Annotated in this window: 20 protein-coding genes and 7 tRNA genes; 6 read left to right on the top strand and 21 right to left on the bottom strand. The window is 41.9% G+C overall.

The annotated features are described in order from the left end of the window. The first annotated feature begins 225 nt into the window (after positions 1 to 225). Entirely contained in the window at positions 226 to 546 is a 321-nt protein-coding gene (locus tag FTV08_RS04410) for a YkvA family protein (RefSeq protein ID WP_257221150.1), read from the top strand. 308 nt (positions 547 to 854) lie between these two features. Here FTV08_RS04410 and FTV08_RS04405 read toward each other — a convergent pair whose 3' ends face one another. Further along, complete coding sequence (locus FTV08_RS04405; protein WP_071850127.1) at positions 855 to 1,127, bottom strand: hypothetical protein; 273 nt, start codon at positions 1,125 to 1,127, stop codon at positions 855 to 857. 433 nt (positions 1,128 to 1,560) lie between these two features. Between FTV08_RS04405 and FTV08_RS04400 the strand changes: the two genes are divergently transcribed. Continuing rightward, positions 1,561 to 1,764 (top strand): hypothetical protein, encoded by a 204-nt coding sequence (locus FTV08_RS04400; RefSeq protein WP_004280022.1) that lies wholly within the window; start codon positions 1,561 to 1,563, stop codon positions 1,762 to 1,764. Between the two features lie 152 nt (positions 1,765 to 1,916). On the opposite strand, the gene FTV08_RS04395 is transcribed toward FTV08_RS04400, so the two are convergent. From FTV08_RS04395 to FTV08_RS04355, 9 genes are all read right to left on the bottom strand, one after another. After that, positions 1,917 to 2,001: transfer RNA gene (locus tag FTV08_RS04395), tRNA-Leu, on the bottom strand. Positions 2,002 to 2,040: 39 nt separating this feature from the next. Continuing rightward, positions 2,041 to 2,114, bottom strand: a tRNA-Trp gene (locus FTV08_RS04390). A gap of 35 nt (positions 2,115 to 2,149) precedes the next feature. Continuing rightward, positions 2,150 to 2,234 (bottom strand) — tRNA-Leu (locus FTV08_RS04385). A 380-nt stretch (positions 2,235 to 2,614) separates the two neighbouring features. After that, a tRNA-Leu gene (locus FTV08_RS04380) sits at positions 2,615 to 2,700 on the bottom strand. A 366-nt stretch (positions 2,701 to 3,066) separates the two neighbouring features. Then, a tRNA-Leu gene (locus FTV08_RS04375) sits at positions 3,067 to 3,151 on the bottom strand. 39 nt (positions 3,152 to 3,190) lie between these two features. Further along, a tRNA-Trp gene (locus FTV08_RS04370) sits at positions 3,191 to 3,264 on the bottom strand. Positions 3,265 to 3,299: 35 nt separating this feature from the next. After that, positions 3,300 to 3,384 (bottom strand) — tRNA-Leu (locus FTV08_RS04365). 107 nt (positions 3,385 to 3,491) lie between these two features. Continuing rightward, on the bottom strand, positions 3,492 to 4,313 hold the full coding sequence (locus FTV08_RS04360) for a protein kinase (RefSeq protein WP_180086742.1): 822 nt from the start codon (positions 4,311 to 4,313) through the stop codon (positions 3,492 to 3,494). Then, the gene (locus tag FTV08_RS04355; protein WP_005246731.1) at positions 4,300 to 5,811 is read right to left on the bottom strand and encodes a DUF3336 domain-containing protein; all 1,512 of its coding nucleotides are present in this window, start codon (positions 5,809 to 5,811) and stop codon (positions 4,300 to 4,302) included. Before FTV08_RS04355 ends, FTV08_RS04360 begins: the two co-directional genes overlap by 14 nt. A 188-nt stretch (positions 5,812 to 5,999) precedes the next feature. Between FTV08_RS04355 and FTV08_RS04350 the strand changes: the two genes are divergently transcribed. Continuing rightward, a complete protein-coding gene (locus FTV08_RS04350; RefSeq protein WP_004280026.1) occupies positions 6,000 to 6,872 on the top strand; it encodes an ATP-binding protein in 873 nt (290 codons plus the stop codon). Next, positions 6,862 to 7,275 (top strand): DUF6176 family protein, encoded by a 414-nt coding sequence (locus FTV08_RS04345; RefSeq protein ID WP_004646620.1) that lies wholly within the window; start codon positions 6,862 to 6,864, stop codon positions 7,273 to 7,275. The genes FTV08_RS04350 and FTV08_RS04345 overlap by 11 nt, the downstream gene beginning before the upstream one ends. Positions 7,276 to 7,376: 101 nt before the next feature. On the opposite strand, the gene FTV08_RS04340 is transcribed toward FTV08_RS04345, so the two are convergent. The 3 genes from FTV08_RS04340 to tsaD all read right to left on the bottom strand — a co-directional run bounded on the left by FTV08_RS04340 (position 7,377) and on the right by tsaD (position 11,092). After that, the gene (locus FTV08_RS04340) at positions 7,377 to 8,423 is read right to left on the bottom strand and encodes a hypothetical protein (RefSeq protein ID WP_180086741.1); all 1,047 of its coding nucleotides are present in this window, start codon (positions 8,421 to 8,423) and stop codon (positions 7,377 to 7,379) included. A 488-nt stretch (positions 8,424 to 8,911) separates the two neighbouring features. Beyond that, complete coding sequence (locus FTV08_RS04335) at positions 8,912 to 9,871, bottom strand: sensor domain-containing diguanylate cyclase (protein WP_004646617.1); 960 nt, start codon at positions 9,869 to 9,871, stop codon at positions 8,912 to 8,914. A gap of 204 nt (positions 9,872 to 10,075) precedes the next feature. Next, positions 10,076 to 11,092 (bottom strand): tRNA (adenosine(37)-N6)-threonylcarbamoyltransferase complex transferase subunit TsaD, encoded by a 1,017-nt coding sequence (gene tsaD / locus FTV08_RS04330; protein ID WP_004280030.1) that lies wholly within the window; start codon positions 11,090 to 11,092, stop codon positions 10,076 to 10,078. 147 nt (positions 11,093 to 11,239) lie between these two features. Here tsaD and rpsU point away from each other — a divergent pair, with 147 nt between their 5' ends. Together rpsU and FTV08_RS04320 are read left to right on the top strand one after the other, a co-directional pair. Beyond that, positions 11,240 to 11,455, top strand: coding sequence for a 30S ribosomal protein S21 (rpsU, locus tag FTV08_RS04325; protein ID WP_001136722.1), 216 nt, complete (start codon positions 11,240 to 11,242; stop codon positions 11,453 to 11,455). 33 nt (positions 11,456 to 11,488) lie between these two features. Further along, positions 11,489 to 11,935: a GatB/YqeY domain-containing protein gene (locus FTV08_RS04320; protein WP_004280076.1), complete on the top strand. Its 447-nt coding sequence runs from the start codon at positions 11,489 to 11,491 to the stop codon at positions 11,933 to 11,935. A gap of 69 nt (positions 11,936 to 12,004) precedes the next feature. Here the strand turns inward: FTV08_RS04320 and FTV08_RS04315 are convergent, their stop codons facing one another. The 8 genes from FTV08_RS04315 to FTV08_RS04280 all read right to left on the bottom strand — a co-directional run bounded on the left by FTV08_RS04315 (position 12,005) and on the right by FTV08_RS04280 (position 20,995). After that, complete coding sequence (locus FTV08_RS04315; RefSeq protein ID WP_004646616.1) at positions 12,005 to 12,364, bottom strand: hypothetical protein; 360 nt, start codon at positions 12,362 to 12,364, stop codon at positions 12,005 to 12,007. A 107-nt stretch (positions 12,365 to 12,471) separates the two neighbouring features. Further along, positions 12,472 to 13,914: a M48 family metalloprotease gene (locus FTV08_RS04310; protein ID WP_004646615.1), complete on the bottom strand. Its 1,443-nt coding sequence runs from the start codon at positions 13,912 to 13,914 to the stop codon at positions 12,472 to 12,474. Positions 13,915 to 14,030: 116 nt separating this feature from the next. After that, positions 14,031 to 14,996 (bottom strand): D-glycerate dehydrogenase, encoded by a 966-nt coding sequence (locus FTV08_RS04305; RefSeq protein ID WP_180086740.1) that lies wholly within the window; start codon positions 14,994 to 14,996, stop codon positions 14,031 to 14,033. A 22-nt stretch (positions 14,997 to 15,018) separates the two neighbouring features. Further along, positions 15,019 to 15,663 carry a hypothetical protein gene (locus FTV08_RS04300; protein WP_071850340.1) on the bottom strand — a complete coding sequence of 215 codons (645 nt, stop codon included), beginning with the start codon at positions 15,661 to 15,663 and terminating at the stop codon, positions 15,019 to 15,021. A gap of 204 nt (positions 15,664 to 15,867) precedes the next feature. Beyond that, a complete protein-coding gene (locus FTV08_RS04295) occupies positions 15,868 to 17,757 on the bottom strand; it encodes a M48 family metalloprotease (protein WP_004646611.1) in 1,890 nt (629 codons plus the stop codon). An 89-nt stretch (positions 17,758 to 17,846) separates the two neighbouring features. Continuing rightward, entirely contained in the window at positions 17,847 to 19,382 is a 1,536-nt protein-coding gene (gene purF, locus FTV08_RS04290; RefSeq protein ID WP_004646610.1) for an amidophosphoribosyltransferase, read from the bottom strand. 24 nt (positions 19,383 to 19,406) lie between these two features. Then, a complete protein-coding gene (locus FTV08_RS04285; protein WP_004646609.1) occupies positions 19,407 to 19,988 on the bottom strand; it encodes a CvpA family protein in 582 nt (193 codons plus the stop codon). A 5-nt stretch (positions 19,989 to 19,993) separates the two neighbouring features. Further along, complete coding sequence (locus FTV08_RS04280; protein ID WP_004646608.1) at positions 19,994 to 20,995, bottom strand: quinone-dependent dihydroorotate dehydrogenase; 1,002 nt, start codon at positions 20,993 to 20,995, stop codon at positions 19,994 to 19,996. Positions 20,996 to 21,033: the final 38 nt, after the last annotated feature.

Genomic DNA, 21,033 nt, shown 5'->3' with positions numbered 1-21,033 from the left:
CTCGCTTGATTAAAGCTTGGTTATACGAGGACCAATTGGTTGTACGGTAAGTTTTAGGTGCAGGCTTCTTCATCTGGAAATTATATTGCTAAAGAAGCCCTCAAGAATAGCTTTGTGCAACAAAGCCTGTTAATTCTAGAAAATCGTAATAGGATAATAAAAATCTATATTGTTTTAAGAAAACTCTCTTATGATTAAATCTCTATAGTTCTTTTAATATTTGCTATGTATCAAAGAATCAAACAATGGGCTAAATCAATTAAAAAAGATATCTTGGTTGTTTGGCTTATTGCAAAAGACAAGCGAACGCCCAATTCTATAAAGTTTTTAGCTTTAATTATTGCTGCCTATGCCTTCTCACCAATTGATTTAATTCCCGTACTTGGGTATTTAGACGATATTATTGTTGTACCTTTAGGTATTTTATTAGTTATCAAGCTTACCCCACAAAACATTATAGATGATTGTAGAATTCTTGCAGAAACCTTAGTTGAAAGGCCTATAAACCGTTGGGCAGCAGGAATTATTATCCTGATATGGCTGTAGTATTAGGATATTTAACCATTTACTTCATGAACGATTCACTGTCTATACTGTCTATTTTTAACAAGTGAGATTTAGATACCCTCTCTCATTTGCACCCATTTAATATAATGGGCATTATTCGAAATTAAACTTTAAACCAAAATAGAAATGAAATATCTGCTTTCAGAGCATGACATTAGTTCTGTCGTTCAACTTTAAAAGTGACATTGGCCATGTCGATCCCGAATGATGATATGTAGGATAGCAGTAACTAGTTTCTTGGATTCTATTCACTAAAACTGACAACGTATCTGTCGCATGAAGCAATGTTAAAGAATCTGGTTACTTTGTGCATAAGTATCCAGTTCACCTTGAGTAACGACACGCCCCTCCTGCATTTCATCAATACGTACCAGTAGCAAGCCACCTAAAGCAGGCTGATAACGACGGGCACTGCCAAAAGGCGTATAGGTCACTTTCGACTGAACACTAAAGCTCAACCAGTCTTCATGTCCCAACATCACAGCAACCGGCTCAAGTCCCTGCTGTTGCATCAATTTAATTTTCTGATTCACATAGTGTTCAATGGTCAGTTCAGTCATGGTACGAGTATTCAGTTTTAGAATTACATTTCAGACAGTATAAAGCATGCAAATGAGGTTAAAGATCAGAAAACCAGCAGCCGGTATTCTTTTAATAAATAAGTCGATTGGATTTTAATTTTCTCATTGTAGATCTGAAATTTTCTATTTCATACGGTTGATAAAATTAGAAAATAACCTGGTTCACTAATAAGCTATTGAATTAGAAAATTAATTATCCAAATTTATAGCTTATAAAAACTTAATATTTAGTTACAACCTATTCAATATGATAAAAATCATTTACTTAGCGTTTAAATTGATTTTTTCTTAATCAACCGATGTTCACTATATACACAAATTCATTTAAATTAATTTAAATAAAGGCATTTGCCCTTTAAAAGATAATTTTTCACCCTTATTTAAGATTTAACAATGATGAAGGAGTGATCTCGTGAAAAAAGTGGTTAAAGCGAAAAATTTGATTGCATTTCGACTATGGTTAGAAAAATTGGGATATTCGGTACGCACTCTGGCGGATGATCGTGGTTTCAGTTTCAGTTTCAAGAAAGAATATGGCCTGGTGACCTGTGATCTGGCAGGTAATGCTCTGGCACTACAACTAGGCGAGGAATTTGAAGATCATTTAAAAGCCTGATTGCTTCTATTTAAGAGCAGAAAAATAAATTAATCTTTCCACTGATTCAACAGCGCTATTCTCCAGTTATTCAGCCCATTTCGATGGGCTTTTCTTTGTTCAGTAAATTTCAGGCAATAAAAAAGCAAGGCATCGGCCTTGCTTTAATATGATGGTGGGGACGGAGAGACTCGAACTCTCACACCTCGCGGCGCTGGAACCTAAATCCAGTGCGTCTACCAATTTCGCCACGTCCCCATCAGGGTACCAACTTAGCGTTGGATTTCTTTCAAACTTTGGCAGAGGATCAAGGATTCGAACCTTGACGAACGGTTTTGGAGACCGTCATGCTACCATTACACCAATCCTCTACTTCCACCCAATATCCAGTTACCCAAATATCGATTGGTGGGGACGGAGAGACTCGAACTCTCACACCTCGCGGCGCTGGAACCTAAATCCAGTGCGTCTACCAATTTCGCCACGTCCCCAATGGCTGTGTATATTATAGAGATAGACCGGCATTGACAAGCGATTTTACAAGCAATCACAATCTATTCCGCTATAAAATAAACAGTTAGTTCTATTTTTAATTTTTTATAAAATATATGCCGAAAATTTGATTCATTTTAGGATATGACTGTCGATTCGTTGTTTTTAATCATTTCGATTCAATTCCAATATTTCAAATTAAAACTCAAATGACCTTCTAATCTTGATCAGCATGGGCATTCAGAATACTGAAACTCTTATTCATAAATTATTTTTGAAGTTGTGCATGGAATGCAGAATACAACACAGCATAAATAACAACAGCTTTACCAAATTTCAGACAATAAAAAAGCAAGGCACTTGCCTTGCTTTAATATGATGGTGGGGATAGAGAGACTCGAACTCTCACGCCCAGAAGGCGCTGCGACCTGAACACAGTGCGTCTACCAATTCCGCCATATCCCCATGGCTGTGTATATTATAGCGATCAGACCTGATTCACAAGTAGTTCTATAAAAAGCTAAATACTTTTATATCAAAAATTAATCAGTTAATTCCCTATTGAGCAAATACTGCTCTATTTAGACCAATATATAAAATTGTTAGACACCATGGGACTGATCCATATAACATTTAAATTATTCAATATGCAGATTGCATGCAATACAATGAAATTTACTAAAGCCCTGCCCTTGCAATCATTCGCTAGATAATTTAAGCCCAGAACGCATTGATGTTCATCAACCATGACAGCAAAAATCTGGTACTAAAAAAACCGCCCTCAAATTTCAGGCAATAAAAAAGCAAGGCATTAGCCTTGCTTTAATATGATGGTGGGGACGGAGAGACTCGAACTCTCACACCTCGCGGCGCTGGAACCTAAATCCAGTGCGTCTACCAATTTCGCCACGTCCCCATCAGGGTACCAACTTAGCGTTGGATTTCTTTCAAACTTTGGCAGAGGATCAAGGATTCGAACCTTGACGAACGGTTTTGGAGACCGTCATGCTACCATTACACCAATCCTCTACTTCCACCCAATATCCAGTTACCCAAATATCAATTGGTGGGGACGGAGAGACTCGAACTCTCACACCTCGCGGCGCTGGAACCTAAATCCAGTGCGTCTACCAATTTCGCCACGTCCCCAATGGCTGTGTATATTATAGAGATCATTTCCAGCTGACAAGCCGTTTATCATAAAAAAACACTCGTTTGATTAAATAAGAAACAATTCAAGTTTTATTGTATTTTTCTCATTCAATTTCAGTCATTAAGTAGTCTTTCACAGCTTGAAAATCGGCCAATCTATGCTGCTTCTGCTTACTTAACATTTCTTCTAATAAGCCTTGAAAAGCCTGTAAGTGCTGCGGTAACTCAACTTTCAGACGCTGACAATGCAAAAAGGCCCAATCCAGATAATCTGTCGCCTGTAAACGCTGACCACTCAACCACTCATAAAAAATAACACCCAAAGCATAAACTTCACTTTGTAGGCTCTTGGCTTGGCCTTGGAACAGTTCCGGCGCCATATAACGCGGTGTCGCATTCAGTTCATGCAGGTCATTCTGATGGAGTATTTGGACATGCTCAAAATCAAGCAGGCAGACCCTGCCCTGATTATTTACAAAATGTTCCTGCTTTAAATCGGCATGCAAATAACCCAATTCTTGCAGGCAGATTAAAGGCTCCACAGCTTGCAGCAAATGTTGCCGAATTTGCGTGATGGATTGCTGATGCGGCATGATCTGAAAATGCGCCGGCACATCGACCAGAATTAAGGCCTGCTCAAATTGTTCATGATTGATCTTGAAAGGCTGTTGAATAATTTGATGTGGAAGGAAAAAATTTAGATCACCTGAGCTGGCATGAGCCTGATAAAAATCCAGCTCATGTTGCCAGCCTAGTTCAGCATGTGGAGATGATATTAAACTATCAGATCTATGCGATATCTGGGTTTTTAGCCAGAGCGCATTTCCCTTGGCATAATAAAGACGCCGACCAAAACCCAGACTACGGGCTTTGGTTCGTAGTTCAAAATCAGAAATATCGAGATGATCTAAATTAAGTCGTGGCAATGTATTCAGGTATTGGATTAAGTGTATGCTGATAATTTAGCAGCTCCAGACAATGCTGAATAGTTTTCCCGACCCGTTCCTGAGTCTCAATGAGGGAGATTTTTGGCCATGTGGCACGCTCGCCTTCACGCTGTAAAATTTTAAACAGATACGGCCGTGGATTCTGCAACATATAGCTATAGTGGCGCAGGCTATATTTACCGACAATATTCACATCACCATAATAACGCTGGTCAACTACACCATAGCCATGATCCAGCAGACGGCGTACAGGAGGTAAGCTTCCGGCATGCTCTCTGGCAAAATCCATCATGCCTTTGGTAATCACCGCGCCCTGACGGCGAACAATCCGTTGCGGCCAGCTCAAGGTACCTTTACGGAAACGTGAAATATCATCCTGCATGAATGGCACGATATGCGGGTTGGTCTGACTGGCAATGGTATAATTGATATTATACAGGCGTGCCATTTTCTCCTGCGGAAAATCACTGCGCACGCTGCCATCCACCCAGCGGGTTGAACCCATATAAGGCGTATATTGACCATCATAGCGCTTACTGGTCAAACGAACCGGTGGAAACAGAACCGGCACCGCACAAGACGCCAGTACCGCACTCCAGACCAGCAAATCCGGAGAAGTATAGGCATTTAAAATGCGTGCATCCTGTCCAGCATCATAAGGTGCAACCGCAATATTGATATGCAGACCTGAGGTTTTGAGTGCTTCTTCGAAGGTCAGATCACCCAGATTTTCGACCAGAAATTTTTTTAGATATTTTACATCCGCCAGACCACCATTACCTTTCATCAATTCACTCATGGTGCGGAAATGAAAAGCCTCATGAAAGAAATTATGGCCTTTCAAAATATCAATATATTGCGAAGGTTTGGATACACCTAACATGGCGGTCATGATGGCACCCGCACTTGAACCGGACATTACCTTCGGCAACAAGTCCTGCTCCATTAAGGCTTTGCATACACCAGTATGAAACAGACCCAGCGTCGAACCACCGGAAAACATCAGGGCTGGCTGGCCATAGGCGCGCTGACAATGCTGAAAATATTCGATTTTTTCTTCCATACTGAGACAGGTACAGTCTATTGAAGCAATATAGGCTAAGCCTTGGCTGACTTCTTCGACATAATCTTCAATAATTCTTTTAGTGCCCACATAGGCTTCGGTAAACAGTAGAGGATGGGCAATGTTGGCAATATCGTAGCTCAGGCCTTCGCGCAAAATATACATCAGGTCACGGGTGCGCTTTTGTTGTCGATAGCGTCGTAATTTACCCAGACGATGTGCAATCACTTCTGCATCAAAGTAGGGTGAACTGTTATCAAATTTCCATTCCTGTGCACCTGATTCTTCATCTATTTTCAGGGCAATATATTTCCATTCCTCATAGGACTCAGCCTGTTGCAGCTGCTGCTTGAGCTTTTTAATACGATAGGCCTGATGTGGATTAATATCCTGAGTAAAATCTTTAAACAGCATCTGCCTTTTCCCTATATTTATTCTTGATACAGCTCGTACCCAGAGCCAGAAAATGTGTACAAATTTTCTATCCTCTACAATAACGAAAATTCTCTACTTTAAGCAAATTATCATACTTTTCTGGCTTTGACTGTGAATTTTGCAATGGTACTATCTTAGCCATAATTTTAAATCTGTAATGTTAAATCATGGCGAAAATTGAGTTACCTGACCATATTTTAAATGCCCTTTCGACTGTTCTGCAGCAACTTCAGCAAAGTCTGCCCGAACTAAAACAAATTCCTGATTTTTCTGCTCATGCCTATAAATGGCAACATGGTGAACTCAAACCTATTCATCAGCTTAGACAGATGGAACTGGCCGATTTAAAAGGGATTGAGCGACAAAAAGAAAAAGTCATCCAGAACACGTTGCAGTTTTTAAACGGCTTACCTGCCAATGATGTCTTACTGACCGGTTCACGCGGTACGGGTAAATCCTCCATTGTTCGTGCCCTACTCACCGAGTATGCAGATCAAGGGTTACGATTAATTGAAATCGAACGGGATGATTTATCCGATCTGCCTCAAATTCAGCAACTCATTGCAGAGCGTCCAGAGAAGTTCATTGTCTACTGTGATGATCTGGCCTTTAATGCCGAAGATGAAAATTATCGCAGTTTAAAGAGTGTTCTGGATGGTTCTTTACAGTCCGGTTCCAGCAATTTTGTGATTTATGCGACCAGTAACCGTCGTCATTTATTACCCGAATTCATGCATGAAAATACGCCCGTTACCCGAGTTGATGTGCCGCAATATACTGAATTACATCCTCAGGAAGCGATTGAAGAAAAAATTTCACTGTCTGACCGCTTTGGTTTATGGCTGTCTTTCTATCCAATGGATCAGAACCTGTATTTGGAAATTGTCGAACATTACCTCAAAAAGGCAGGCATGGAACTCACGCCAGAAACCCGTGCTGAAGCCCTACGCTGGTGTCAGGCACGCGGTCAACGTTCAGGACGTGCTGCCTATCAGTTTTCCAAGCACTGGATTGGTTCAACCCAACTAAATGCCTCTTAACAACTTAAAAGCGACCGGCTCAGGTCGCTTTTTTCATATAAATCATTTATATAATGATGATACTCAAAAGAAAATTAAAATTATGGATGTCGGCGCAGTTCTCATTCAACTTAAGCCCTTACACATGCAGCAAGTTCATGACTGGCAGCGTACTTTGAAAGCACGTCAAGACGAAGTAATTGAAACGCTTAAGGCTGAACAGGTTCATGTCGAGTCCTGGTTTTATCTGCAACTTCATGGTCAGGACTATTTGATTGCATATATGCGCGCCGACAATATTCAAAAAGCGCAAAATATTGCAAAACTCAGTACTTTCCCAATTGACCAAGTGCATAAACAGTTTAAAACTTCATGGCAAGCGGTTTATCCCGCCGAATTGTTATTGGATGCTACAGTTACCTGATTTATTAGCACGGCTATTCAAAATAGTTTTGTAATAAAGACTTCTCCCCAATCAATAATAAAAAAAGCCCTGGAAATACAGGGCTTTTTTGACATCTCGAATTATTGTTTATCACCGATAATGGTAGACCATAGCAGGTCATCAATTTCACTGCCATTGAAATAAACAGTAGCCTTCAATGATTCAGGCTGGTTCTGTTTGACTTCAATCACCTGATCATCGCTGTCCTTAATTCTAAGCACGCCCTCTTTTGGCAAATGCTTATAGTTATTTAATACGGTTTCATCCATTTTAAATGGTGTCGTGGTATTAAAATCAAAACTGTAACGATAATCTGCCAGATCAGGCTGACCGATAATCGTACCACGACTGGTTAAGGTACGAATCCCATTACTGCCACTGCCATAATCATCAACCAAGCTGTAATTATAATTACGCACCTGCAGATATTCTTTGCTCTTTGTATCAAATGCGATTCCAGAAGTACCTGCCTGACCGGTCTCGGCGATACGCTGGAATTCCAACTGATCGATTTGATAAGATTCGGATTGCCCCATGTTATTTTTGGTTTTACGATGCACAATTGTGCCAGAAATCAGGTAGTCGTCCTTGAGATTAAAATCTACATTTGAACCATAACGGACATTGCTAAAGCTTAAAGTCGTCGTGTCACCATTCACCGTCTGAGTAATGTTTGAGCCTTTACGGTAAATTTTATCCAGAATAATACAGTTATCTTTATCTGTTTTTAATTTCAGGGTTTTGACCGAACCAGTGGTATTGACTTCCGAACAGATCAGATTTGGATATTTAATACTATTGATGCCCAAATTATAAATTTTGATAATACGTGCAGTACGCCCATAAGGATAATCTGCGAATACTTCTCCAATCATGTGACCTAGAGCAACATTATAGTCGGTATCATTACTGGTATTTCCGGAAATTTTATCGCGAATTTTCTTTACAATATCCTGATCTTCAAACGGGACAAACTCCTCTGAAAGCTCAGGGGAAATACTTTCCGTAGGAACATTTGGAGGTGTAGTGACAGTAGGACTGTCTGAGCTACTTCCCCCACCACCGCCACAGGCACTCATTAAACCCGAAACAAGAGCAAGTCCAAAGATAGAAATCTGCTTTTTCATAAAATTTATTCCCTAAAATTTCTTTGCATTTTTATTTGGTGATCACTAAAGATTGGCCTTCTCGAAACTGAACAGCTCAAATGCTATTTCTGCCGGTGATATTTTTTCTTGGCAGCCAGCTTTATCCTTCGATATCGCTTTATCTTTAAACAAAGAAATTTTTGGTTCTGTAATTTTAATGTATATTTCAAACAACAATTATCATAAGAAATGAAGTGCTTATGTGAATCTTGTTCCTTACCAGTGTCACTTTTCAATACAATTAAAGCGCATTTAATTAAATCAATTTACTTTGCAACAAAGCTTATAAAATTTGTAATTGTTAAGTTAAAGATGGATTGAATTTTCTTTTTATGGAGAATCATGTTCAACTTTTATACAGAGCCATGAAAGAGAATATTGAAAGATAGGATGACTTTAGAGCATATAAAATGATCATTTTCATGATATGAAATACTTAATTATTTACAGAAGATTTAAAGCGTCGATTATTTTAGATTGGTCACGGATTCACTGAATTTTTTCCGACGCTTATATTCAAACATGTTCTGATCCGCTTGTGCGAGCGCTGCAAATAAACCATGACCAGGATGACGCATCGCCATACCAATCGCTGCGCCAATGTTTGCTGCTGCAAAGGCATTAATTAAACGATCCACTAAACTTTCAGTACCCGTTTCATCATTTTCCACGCTAAGAATCACAAACTCATCACCACCCAAACGAGCAACAATATCATTGATCCGTACATTATCTCGTAATATTTGCGCTGCATTTTGAATCAGTTTGTCACCTTCATCATGACCTAAATTATCATTCACTTTTTTTAGGTCATTCAGGTCAATAAATAATACAGCGGCGGGATGACCATATTGCTTGCAACGCTCTTCTTCTGCTCGCAGCAGTTTTTCCCAAGCGCGACGATTATATAGCCCGGTCAATTCATCTTTACTGGCTTCTTCCTGCAATAATTCATGCTGTCTCATCTGCTCACTCTGACGTAATTCTGCCTGCAAGATCGAACTGAGTAATTGTCCCAACAACTCGACCAGTTGTATATCTTGCACAATAGCTTCTGATTTGGTTTCTGGATCAATCGCACAGAGCGTTCCAAACAAACTGCCATCTTCTTTAAGGAGTGGCTGACCAATATAAGATTTTATACAGACCTGCTGATTAATCGGCGCTGTGGCGTATAAAGGAATTTCTTCAGAGCGGGGGGCAATTCTCGGGGCCTTACCTGCGACCATATGAGAACAAAAAGAATCAGCCCACTGAAACACTTGACCGGGTCGTATATCATAACCATGATCTTCACTTTGCAGCACAATCCAGTCTTGGCCTTCTACCCGGGTGATCATCCATAAATTAAAGCCAAAATGCTGATGCAGAAACTTTAATACTGCCTCTCCAGCATCCTGAAAACTTTTGAAATTTATATTTTCCATTCGAGATTGCCTCTGCTGCAAACCTGTAAAAATATGCATGATATCAACTTAAGCTATTAAACTATTTTTCCAGTTTCAATAGAATATAAGAGTTCTAAATACAGCTATAAAACTATATATTTACAACATACCGTTGCTATAAGTTTTCATTTAAAAATTCACAATAAAAAAGAGGCCTAAGCCTCTTTTCTTCAAGCCTGAAATCTATGCCTCAGTCGGATTAGTCAGTTCCGTCATTGGCCAACGTGGAGTTGTCGTCACAGCCAAGCCATCATGCTGTCCTGCTTTGAGACGCTGATAGCCCGCAAAAGCAATCATGGCACCATTGTCTGTACAGAGTGCAGGTTCAGCATAATAAACAGATGCACGAATCTTGGCTAAATCTGCTTCTAAACGCTCACGTAAACGCTTGTTGGCACTAACACCGCCCGCAATCACCAGACGTTTAAGCCCAGTTTGCTTCAGTGCTTTTACCGACTTTTTCACCAAAGTATCAACAATGGCTTCCTGAAAACTGGCAGCGATATCGGCATCACGATTTTCATCACCAAGTTTTTTCATCTGTACAGAAACAGCTGTTTTTAAACCACTGAATGAAAATTCTAGGCCTTGATGCAGCATTGGACGCGGGAATGCAAAGGCATTCGGGTCACCCTGCTCCGCCAGTTTGGAGATATTTGGACCACCTGGATACGGCAGACCCATCATCTTCGCGACTTTATCAAATGCTTCGCCTGCCGCATCATCAATGGATTCACCCAAGAGTTCATACTGGCCAATGCCATAAGCAGCCATGAGCTGAGAATGTCCACCCGATACCAATAATGCAACAAATGGAAACTCAGGCGGAGTTTCTGACAATAAAGGTGCCAGCATATGACCTTCCATATGATGCACACCAATTGCGGGTTTATTCAGCGCAAAGGCCAAAGTACGACCAAACAATGCACCGGTCATGAGTGCGCCCATCAGACCCGGGCCACGGGTATATGCGACTGCATCAATTTCTGATTTTTTCACGCCGCTCTGTTCAAGCAGCTCATTGATGAGTGGAATCAGTTTACGCACATGATCACGTGACGCCAGCTCTGGAACTACACCGCCATATTCTGCATGCAGTTTAATCTGGCTATAAAGCACCTGTCCGCGCAAACCCAACTCGCTGTCATACAGCGCAAGTCCTGTTTCATCACACGACGTTTCCAAGCCTAAAACGATCATTAAACTGCCTATAACCTGTATCAATTCTATTGCAGCAACTATTATAGACTTGTGGTATGAGATGTAAATGAGTAAAATACTGACCTTCACTTGTGATTGAGGGCAATTCAGCCCGAGATCTTACCCTAACTGATATGAGGATTCTTCATGCCACAAGTTAAATTGAAAGAAGGCGAACCAGTAGACGTAGCTATCCGTCGTTTCAAACGTTCATGCGAAAAAGCGGGTGTTCTTGCTGACGTACGTAAGCGTGAATTCTACGAGAAACCAACTCAAGAACGTAAGCGCAAAAAAGCTGCTGCTGTTAAACGCTACCAAAAGAAATTGGCGCGTGAATCAGTACGTACAACTCGCCTTTACTAAGATTAATTTGTGATTGATTGCCTGGAATAAATAATGACGACTTTAAAAGACCAAATCACGGATGTTTTGAAAGCAACAATGCGTGCCAAAGAAATGTCCAAGCTGACGGTCATTCGTAGTCTACAGGCAGCAATTAAGCAAATCGAAGTCGATGAGCGCAAAGAACTTGACGACGCTCAGGTTCTTGCGGTCATTGAAAAACAAATTAAACAACGTAAAGAATCGGTTAAAGCCTTTGCAGGCGCTGGCCGAGATGATTTAGCTAGTAAGGAACAAGCCGAAATTGAGATTTTGTCTCAGTTTCTACCAGAAGCTATGACTGAGGAAGAACTTGATTCCATGATTGCGCAAGCTATTGCAGCGCAACAAGCTACTAGCATGAAAGATATGGGTAAGGTGATGAATTCTCTGCGTCCGCTCATAGCCGGGCGCGCCGATCCTGCACAAGTTTCCGCCAAAATCAAAGCGCAACTTGCTTAATCCCTACTTTCTAGCATTTCCTCTTTAACGTTGAACTGCCTTTAATCAAAGACAGTTCCTGACGTATTCTTATTGCAAATTACAATCGACCTGATAACGCTTAAGTAATTGCATCTCTTTCGACGATTTCACTTCTACAATTACATCCTGTTTACTCATATTTTGAAACTGACGATCCAGATAAGGACGATTCTGGTCAGCGGCCTGATATAAACGATCAACATAACGTCCTACAATTCCACAAAATTTTGCATTCTGCTCAGGACTAAATCCCTGTTGCTGCGGATTTAAACCACTTAAAAACTGACGCGATTCCTTTTTATAATCCGCATTAATTCGTTCTATTGCTTCTACATATTCAACTGCACTCGCAGCAAAAACCCCATAACTCCATCCCAGTAGACACACGCCCAATAGTATTTTTTTCATATTATGCTTCAGTTTGATTCACGCTGATCTTTCAAAAATATTGTAGCCTGATTGAATATATTCTTGCTATATCATCCTGATACAAAAACTTAAAACCCAGTGCAACCTTAAATCTTGTATTGATGTGCCTGCTGCATCTGTTTCAGACGCTGGCGAATGGTGGACGATAAAGATTGATTATTCTTTACGCTACGCTGGGCATGTAATAATGATTTGATGGCAGTTTCTTCATATCCTGACCAATATTCTACTTCTGCACGATAGCGCAGCACATTAGCAGCCTTAATCGGCGAATCTGGCTCTGCATTGGCAGCCAGTTGCATTAGTCGCCAGCCACTGACATCCCGTGAATTGGCATTTAGAAATCGCTGCACTAAAACTTTTGCTTTATCGGGTTGCTTGGCGCGAATCAGCACTTCTGCATATTTATAATTGAGCGCTCGATTTTCCGGCATGATCCGCGCTGCTGACGCTACACTTTCCAAAGCTGCATCAAGCTGGTTCTGAGCTAAATAAATATCAGTCTGGAATAAAACCTGTAAAGGATGCATCTGGTTATGCTTTTTTGCTCGATCTAAAGTGGCCTGCGCGGCCTGGAAATCACTTTGCTGTATTCGATAGGCAGTTAAGGCAAGCTGGCCTGCAAAATTATTTTGCTGGTCCATCAGGATAAGCTGCTCTGCATTGGTCTGACCAGACAATACCCTGCTATACCACTTGATAATGTCAAAGTCTTGGTCATTGAGACTGCGTTTCACCGCAGGAAGCTGGTTGGCACGTAAACGTGCTTCACTCATACGCTCGGTGGTGAGTGGATGAGTGAACCAGAAATCCGGCAGAAAGCTTAAGCGGCTGGTCGAGCGATGCATGACCTCAAAGAAATCTGCCATACTATGCGGGTTATAGCCGGAACGATACATATATTGCATACCAATCCGGTCTGCCTCACGTTCCTGATTACGACTATAAGTGAGCTGTTTATCCAGAAGTGCTGCCTGTGAACCCATCATGACCGCTGTGCCGACATCACCATCTGCCTGAGAAGCGACCAAAGCACCGACGAGAATTCCAGCTAGCGCCAGTAAACCTTGCCCTTTAAAGGCATCCTGAGAGCGACTGTAATGACGTTGTGTGACATGTGCAATTTCATGTGCCATCACTCCTGCCACTTCATCCATATTTCGGGCTGAATTAATCAGACCAGCATTAAGTGCAAAAAGACCACCTGGTACAGCAAAGGCATTAATTTGCGGGTCATTAATAACCAGCAAACCGATCGGCTGTTGCAATTGAGTCTGACTCAGGATATGAGAAAATACTGAAAGCAGCTGATCTTCAAGCCATGGATTTTGCAGGACCGGCATTTGTTTATGCACTTCACGATAGACTTTTTCACCGATCATTTTTTCTTTTTGTTGATCGAGTAAGCCGACGCCTGTACCAATATCAGGCACAGAAAATTGTACATTTACTTGATTAAAATCATGGTTAGAGCCGTGCCCTGCTACCATATACAGACTTAAGCCACACGCCAGCGCCAATCGTTTCAATGAAAAATCTCTAATCCTGCCGATCTAATTTATCTTGAATATAGCATTGAACAATGAGCAGAGACGCAAGAAAATGTTATTTTTTAATACCATTTAAACGACGAATCAGATGCATTTTAAAATTCCGGATTGACCACATAACGGGGCACTCGTCCTTCCAAGGCATCAACAAGATTCTGATAAGCCAGTTCTGCCATTTTTTTACGGGTGGCTGCAGTGGCCGAACCCACATGTGGCAATGTAACCACATTATCCAACTGGAATAATTCCGATTCTTTTAACGGCTCTTTCTGATATACATCCAGACCGGCAGCAAAAATCTGCTTGGTTTTTAAAGCTTCAATTAATGCCTGCTCATCAATGACCGAACCACGTGAAATATTGACCAATACCGCATGAGGTTGCATTTTCGCCAATTCTGCTGCTGCAATCAGCGCCTTGGAATCCGCATTCAAATCTACTGCAACAACCACAAAGTCAGAACGCTGTAACAGTTCATCAAGCTGGCAATATTGCGCATTCACCCCTTGAGCGAGTTCTGGTTTTTCCCGGCGATTATGATACAGAATATTCATATTAAAACCGTAAAAACCACGACGTGCGATTGCCGCCCCAATATGACCGAGACCAATAATTCCGAGGGTTTTTCCAAAAATATCCATACCAAATTGTGCTTCGCCCACGGTACGCTGCCATTGTCCCTGCTTGGTCCATTGATCCAGGTAAGCCACTTTGCGTGCTGCTGACATCAGTAAAGTGAAAGCCAGGTCAGCAGTGGTTTCAGTCAGTACATGCGGCGTATGACTGAGATAAATTTTCTTTTCATTTAAATAATCCAGTTCATAGTTGTCATAACCGACACTGACACTGGAGATAATTTTTAACCGGGTGGCACTGGCCAGATTATCGCGATTCAACAAGCGCCCTGCGCCAATCATGCCATCAGCATCCTGAACCTGCTGCAAAAGCTGTTGATTCACATCGCCTAGCTTCGATTGTATATAACTAACCTGATAATTTTGTTCCAGCTTGTTTTGAATATCAGTATCAATTTGACTAAATACAACCACTTTTTGTTTCATCTATTTTTATTCCACAGCAAGATTATTCCAGACTGGCAGTCCTATTTTGCATAAACTGCCATAAACGTTTTTTTAGAATCGGCTGATCCAGCATTTCTTGTAAAGATGCCAACTGGATCATTTTCGTATTTGATATATGCGCTACAGGCCCGAGGAAAATAATATTTTTCTCTGCACTCATTCCATCCAGAAAACCCTGAATATAGGATTCTACACCACGTCCATCCTGAACATTGGCCCAGGGAAATGGCCAGTTCAGCTCATGAAACTCACCTGGGACTGCACGCTGGATATTGCCCCATAAATTCTGGGTGTCTTCGGTCATTGCAGTTGCATCAATCACGATACTGCAATGTGCCAGACTTAAAGCCTGCAAACTGAATGGCGGGATTTGTACGATTTCACGCTCTTCCTGAACAGTTGCAATGTGAGTCGGTGCCGCAGGTGGTGTATCAACCTTAAGCGTAACAATTGGCTCTGGCTCAGGAATCGGTAGATCAGCCAACGCCTCTACGGAAGCAGGCTGTGGTAAGACGATATCGGTGTGAAATTCAGGTGCAGCCTGATCACGCCAGATCGAAACCTGGTGCGGCTGACATGCGCTGTCCCTAGGAATCCAGAGATCGATTCCTAATGTTGCCAGTATGTCACGCTGATGCCCAATCATCTTTTCATCATCACCAATTTCAGGCTGAACATTTTAGCCGGATTGCCTGTGCTTTGCCGAACTTTTTCAGCTTTTCTTTTTTATCCTGATGGATTCTAGTACAAAGTTTAGCTGTCTGCTAAAAACCGTGCTTTTAATACACCATCAAACCATTTCTGCTGTTATAACAGATTCCGGCTAAAGCTGCGCGTTGTCATTTATTTTCTACAGAATGGTTAAACTGTTCTTCTTTAACATTTGCTGAACGACCTGTTCTGCCTCAAAACCCAAGCGCCAATACAACAGCTCCATCACGTCCAACTCATCCTGTGTCACGATACGATCACTCCACAAACAGGCTTCTGCAATACCTAAAATACTGAGACGATCACGTAATAACAGCCCCGCAATATCATTCAGAATTTCTGCAAGATCAATCGGCTCATCAGAAATTTCATTGTATAAGTCCAGTTCCTGAGCGGTCAGAATCCGGTTTAAAATCCGCTCCCGCACCTCAAGCTGGTTGCCGCTATTAATCTGCTGTACATGCAGCAAGGCGTCAATCAAACGCACAATCTGTGGCTTGACTTCTTCGAGTGCTGTAGGAGTATGTGCAGGAAGCAGATTTAACTCATATTTCACACATTCCAGTAATAACGCATCCAGCAGGCCAATTTCGCCATCTTCCTGAATAATCCGTGCCAGCTTCATCAAAAACTGCCGTGCGACAGTTGTCGGCATGCCGCCGATATTCTTGCAGGCTTGCTGGAAAATCGAAATATGCACACGCCCATCGAGATTGAGCAATGAATCTACAATTGCACGACTAACTTCAGCCTCAGTCGGAATAAATTCACGATATTGACGAATCATTAAAATGGCGACCATCACTTCACGAGAGCCGGTTGCCGTTTGTAATGCACGCTCAATCAGTTCCGGACGTGGCATCTTGAGCCGAAGTTCCGGATTCAGCGGCTTGATCGCATCTTTAATCGCAAAACTGATCGGAGACAGCCGTAATAATGGCAAAGGCTGTGGCGAACTCCAGCTCATTGCAGTTTCAGGCACCACTTCTTCCAAAGAACGGAACAAACTAAACAAAGGCTGATTTTTGAGTTTTTTCAGATTCTCAAGCTGTAAGTCCTGAATCAAGGCAGGATTTAATTCATAAATCCGCTGATTGATATTGGGATGAATATTCAGCCAGTTTTGCGGGCTCAAAGAATTGGCAAAGCACATATGTGAAATGGATTCAGCATATTCACTATAAATCTGGGATCCGGAATGATGCACATGGATTCTGAGTAAAGTCTGGATATTGGCATCATTTTGAATCAGGCGACGAGTTTTCTGATCATTTTTATAGGTTCGACCACCCAACGAAATATATTTAATAAAACGGGAAATCAAAACGCCCAAACTACCAATCAGCCAGATCACCGCACCAACTGCCACATAGAAGGTTTCGAACTTGTTTTCACGCGGACTACCCGCTCGATAAAAACCAGACTTGGCAATCTTACTGCCACACTGACTAAACGTAGTTAAACTGCTATACAGAATTTTCAAACGGGTATTTTCCGCAGCCTCACCAGAGAGGATTTTATTGAATTCATGGCTGAGTAAGCCATACAGCTCGACTTTATCGAGTGTTTGTATCGCACCCCAAGTCAGAATAATCGCGGTATCCCGCGGACTAAATCCCGCCGTCAGTGCATTAACACCAACTTCATCGGGCAGCACATACACCGCCGGAACTTCAATCAGAAAAGTCTCTGCCAGTTGCTGGTTAATGTGCAGTGCAGCACTTTCTTCTGGAATACTGTCCATCGGACTCAACCGACGCGCACCCAACTGCTTCGCCAGTGAATAACCACCATTCCGAAAAATATAAAACTCGTAGATGACCGAGATCATCATGGCACATAACAACAAAGCAATCAGGTAAGGACTCAGCGCATGCCAGAAGATTGACTGGCTAGGATCAGTATAAAAAACAAAGAGACCAACAACGGTATTAATAATAAAAATAGTCAACAGAATTGCAATCAGGCAAAAACTTACAGGCAGTACTATATTTTTGTTTTTTATAAAATCGTATCCTACGTTTCGCAATGCAGAATCCTAAAATGATGATTTTCAATGGGCTCATCATAAAACAAAAAAGCGGGAAATTCCCGCTTTTTCATGATGATTTTAACTACTTAGACTTCGCGTACGCCAGTCAAATCCACTGAAGCTGCATCAATATTGACATCAATATAATTGCTTTCTTTCATGGCACTGTCACTACGTTTTTGCTGAAGATCATCCAGATATTGCGCATCAATACCGCCCGAAACATAGATGCCATCAAAGACTGAACAATCAAAGTCTTTGACATCCGGTACTTTGGTGGTTCTTACCGCATCTTTCAAATCTTCCAGATCCTGGAAAATCAGACGGTCAGCACCAATAATTTCACGGATTTCTTCTACGCTACGTCCCGATGCAATCAGCTCAGATTTCGCCGGCATATCAATACCGTAAACGTTTGGATATTTCACCATCGGTGCTGCAGACGCAAAGAATACTTTTTTCGCGCCAGAATCACGAGCCATCTGGATAATTTCATTACAGGTCGTACCACGGACAATCGAGTCATCCACCAACAGTACGTTTTTACCTTTAAACTCAAGCTCAACCGGGTTGAGTTTCTGACGTACCGATTTTTTACGCAGCTGCTGTCCCGGCATAATAAAGGTACGGCCGATATAGCGGTTTTTCATGAAACCTTCACGGAATTTCACACCCAGCATATTGGCAAGTTCTAGCGCTGAAGTACGTGAAGTATCCGGAATCGGAATCACCACATCAATATCATGCTCTTCACCCCACTCACGCAGAATTTTTTGCGCCAGTTTCTCACCCATTTTTAAACGTGCTTTATACACCGAGATTCCATCAATAATGGCATCTGGACGGGCAAAATAAACGTATTCAAAAATACAAGGACGATATTCGGCATTTACGGCACATTGCTTGGTAAAGAAATTACCTTCTAAATCAATAAATACCGCTTCACCTGGCAGAATATCACGCTCAACTTTAAAGCCCAGCGCAGTAATCGCAACAGATTCAGAAGCAATAATATATTCCATACCCTGTTCAGTTTCACGTGAACCGTAGATCAATGGACGAATACCATTTGGATCACGGAAGCCCACCAGACCCTGACCGGTAATCATCGCCACCACGCCATAAGCACCTTTGCAACGCTCATGCACACGTGTTACCGCATGGAAAATATCTTCCGACGTTGGCACCAGTTTGCCATGTTTTTGCAGTTCATGCGCAAACACGTTTAACAGGACTTCTGAATCAGAATCAGTGTTCATATGACGCAAGTCAGTTTTGAACAGGTCATCATGAATTTCTTCAGCATTGGTCAGGTTACCATTATGTGCCAAGGTAATCCCGTACGGCGAGTTCACATAAAACGGCTGTGCTTCAGCACTGCTCGATGAACCGGCTGTTGGATAACGCACATGACCAATACCGTAATTTCCTTTCAAAGCACGCATATGACGGGTATGGAATACATCACGCACCATACCATTGTCTTTGCGCAGGAATAAACGTCCTTCATCACATGTCACGATCCCAGCTGCATCTTGTCCACGATGTTGTAACATCGTTAATGCATCAAACAACATTTGGTTAACGGGTGATTTACCAGCTATACCAACTACTCCACACATAGCAACCTCGCAGACAAGCTAGGATTAATAAAAAGGATTATTTGTAGACTCATCTGCAACTCCAGACTTGGACGATGTTTCAGATGATGAAGCTGAAGGTTTCGATGCCCCTTCAGGCTTGATATGTTGTAGTGCGCCATTCGCGGCTTCTTTCGACATTTGAGTCGCCCAAGGCGCATAAGGCAATAAGGCTTGAATAAACTTGGACTGTTTCCAGTGCGGCGAGCTTTCTACCCACGGACCAATCCCCTGCATGGTAATCAGAACAATCAGCAAACCTTTCAGGCTACCAAAGACACCACCAGCCAGACGGTTGAGAGGACCCAGTTTAAGACTCTTTAAAATACGGTTCAACAGTGCAGTAACGATCCAGGTCAGAACTACAATCAGCAGGACGATAAAGGCGAAGGCCGCAATCTTTTGTACAACTGGATCTGTACTCAGAGCAACCATAGACGGCGCAAGTAGCGTTGAATATTTTGCCGCAACAATCAGGGCAAAGATCCATCCCACTAAGTTCGCAAAGGCTTTAATAAATCCTTGACGCAAACCGTTGAGCCCTCCAATGAGCAAGATAATCAGTAGAAAGATATCAATGACATTCATAGGATTTAAAGTGCGTCTACACAATCTTTTACAAGTTTAGGTCCAGTATAGATGAGGCCACTATAAACCTGTACAAGGCTGGCGCCTGCCTGTTTCTTGGCAACAGCATCTGCACCTGAAAGAATACCACCCACACCAATCAATGGAATTTGTCCTTTTAATACCGCAGCAAATGCAGCCAGACATGCGGTACTTTTCTCAAATACTGGCGCGCCAGACAAACCGCCCGCTTCCTCTGCATGCTCCAGACCCTCTACCCCTTCACGTGACAGTGTGGTATTGGTCACGATCAGACCATCGATCTTGAATTGCAATAACTGTTTGGCAATAAAGGCAATATCGCTGTTATCCAGATCAGGCGCCACTTTCAGTACCAAAGGTACATAATGCTGGTATTCCTGAGCCAATTCAAGCTGACGCTTCTTCAATGTTTCCAGCAGTTCGGTGAGTGCATCACCACTTTGCAGGCTGCGCAGGTTTTTGGTATTGGGAGAAGAAATATTGACGGTAATATAAGAAGCATAATTATAGACTTTTTCTAAACAGATGAGGTAATCATCTACTGCTTTTTCTACCGGAGTATCAGCGTTTTTACCGATATTAATACCGAGAATGCCTTTAAATTTGGCAGCTTTGACATTTTCAACCAGCTGATCCACGCCATCATTATTAAAGCCCATACGGTTAATAATGGCTTTGGCCTGTGGTAAACGGAATAAACGCGGATGAGGATTGCCGGCTTGCGGTCGCGGGGTAATGGTACCAATTTCAATAAAACCAAAACCTTGACCGGCAAGGGCGTCAATATAGGCACCATTTTTGTCCAAACCTGCCGCAAGACCTACCGGATTGGGAAATTCGATTCCCATACAGGTCACAGGTTTCGCAGCAACGTTTTGACGCATCAAGCCCATTTTATGGGATGATTTCAATAGTGATAATGTCAGCTCATGTGCACGCTCTGGTGCTAAAGAAAACAACAAAGGGCGGGCTAGAGAATACAACATATCCAGAAAAGTCTACTGCTTTTTAAGTCGGCATATTA

The organism is Acinetobacter sp. YH12226 (genome assembly GCF_013417805.1).
In the GTDB taxonomy this organism is placed as follows: Bacteria; Pseudomonadota; Gammaproteobacteria; order Pseudomonadales; family Moraxellaceae; genus Acinetobacter.
This window is presented reverse-complemented; position numbering and strand designations above follow the sequence as displayed.

Coding starts and splice junctions, on each gene's coding strand:
- FTV08_RS04410 (WP_257221150.1), top strand. CDS start 226: ATGTATCAAAGAATCAAACAATGGGCTAAATCAATTAAAAAAGATATC.
- FTV08_RS04405 (WP_071850127.1), bottom strand. CDS start 1,127: ATGACTGAACTGACCATTGAACACTATGTGAATCAGAAAATTAAATTG.
- FTV08_RS04355 (WP_005246731.1), bottom strand. CDS start 5,811: ATGCTGTTTAAAGATTTTACTCAGGATATTAATCCACATCAGGCCTAT.
- FTV08_RS04350 (WP_004280026.1), top strand. CDS start 6,000: ATGGCGAAAATTGAGTTACCTGACCATATTTTAAATGCCCTTTCGACT.
- FTV08_RS04345 (WP_004646620.1), top strand. CDS start 6,862: ATGCCTCTTAACAACTTAAAAGCGACCGGCTCAGGTCGCTTTTTTCAT.
- FTV08_RS04340 (WP_180086741.1), bottom strand. CDS start 8,423: ATGAAAAAGCAGATTTCTATCTTTGGACTTGCTCTTGTTTCGGGTTTA.
- FTV08_RS04335 (WP_004646617.1), bottom strand. CDS start 9,871: ATGGAAAATATAAATTTCAAAAGTTTTCAGGATGCTGGAGAGGCAGTA.
- tsaD (WP_004280030.1), bottom strand. CDS start 11,092: ATGATCGTTTTAGGCTTGGAAACGTCGTGTGATGAAACAGGACTTGCG.
- rpsU (WP_001136722.1), top strand. CDS start 11,240: ATGCCACAAGTTAAATTGAAAGAAGGCGAACCAGTAGACGTAGCTATC.
- FTV08_RS04320 (WP_004280076.1), top strand. CDS start 11,489: ATGACGACTTTAAAAGACCAAATCACGGATGTTTTGAAAGCAACAATG.
- FTV08_RS04315 (WP_004646616.1), bottom strand. CDS start 12,364: ATGAAAAAAATACTATTGGGCGTGTGTCTACTGGGATGGAGTTATGGG.
- FTV08_RS04305 (WP_180086740.1), bottom strand. CDS start 14,996: ATGAAACAAAAAGTGGTTGTATTTAGTCAAATTGATACTGATATTCAA.
- FTV08_RS04300 (WP_071850340.1), bottom strand. CDS start 15,663: ATGATTGGGCATCAGCGTGACATACTGGCAACATTAGGAATCGATCTC.
- purF (WP_004646610.1), bottom strand. CDS start 19,382: ATGTGTGGAGTAGTTGGTATAGCTGGTAAATCACCCGTTAACCAAATG.
- FTV08_RS04285 (WP_004646609.1), bottom strand. CDS start 19,988: ATGAATGTCATTGATATCTTTCTACTGATTATCTTGCTCATTGGAGGG.
- FTV08_RS04280 (WP_004646608.1), bottom strand. CDS start 20,995: ATGTTGTATTCTCTAGCCCGCCCTTTGTTGTTTTCTTTAGCACCAGAG.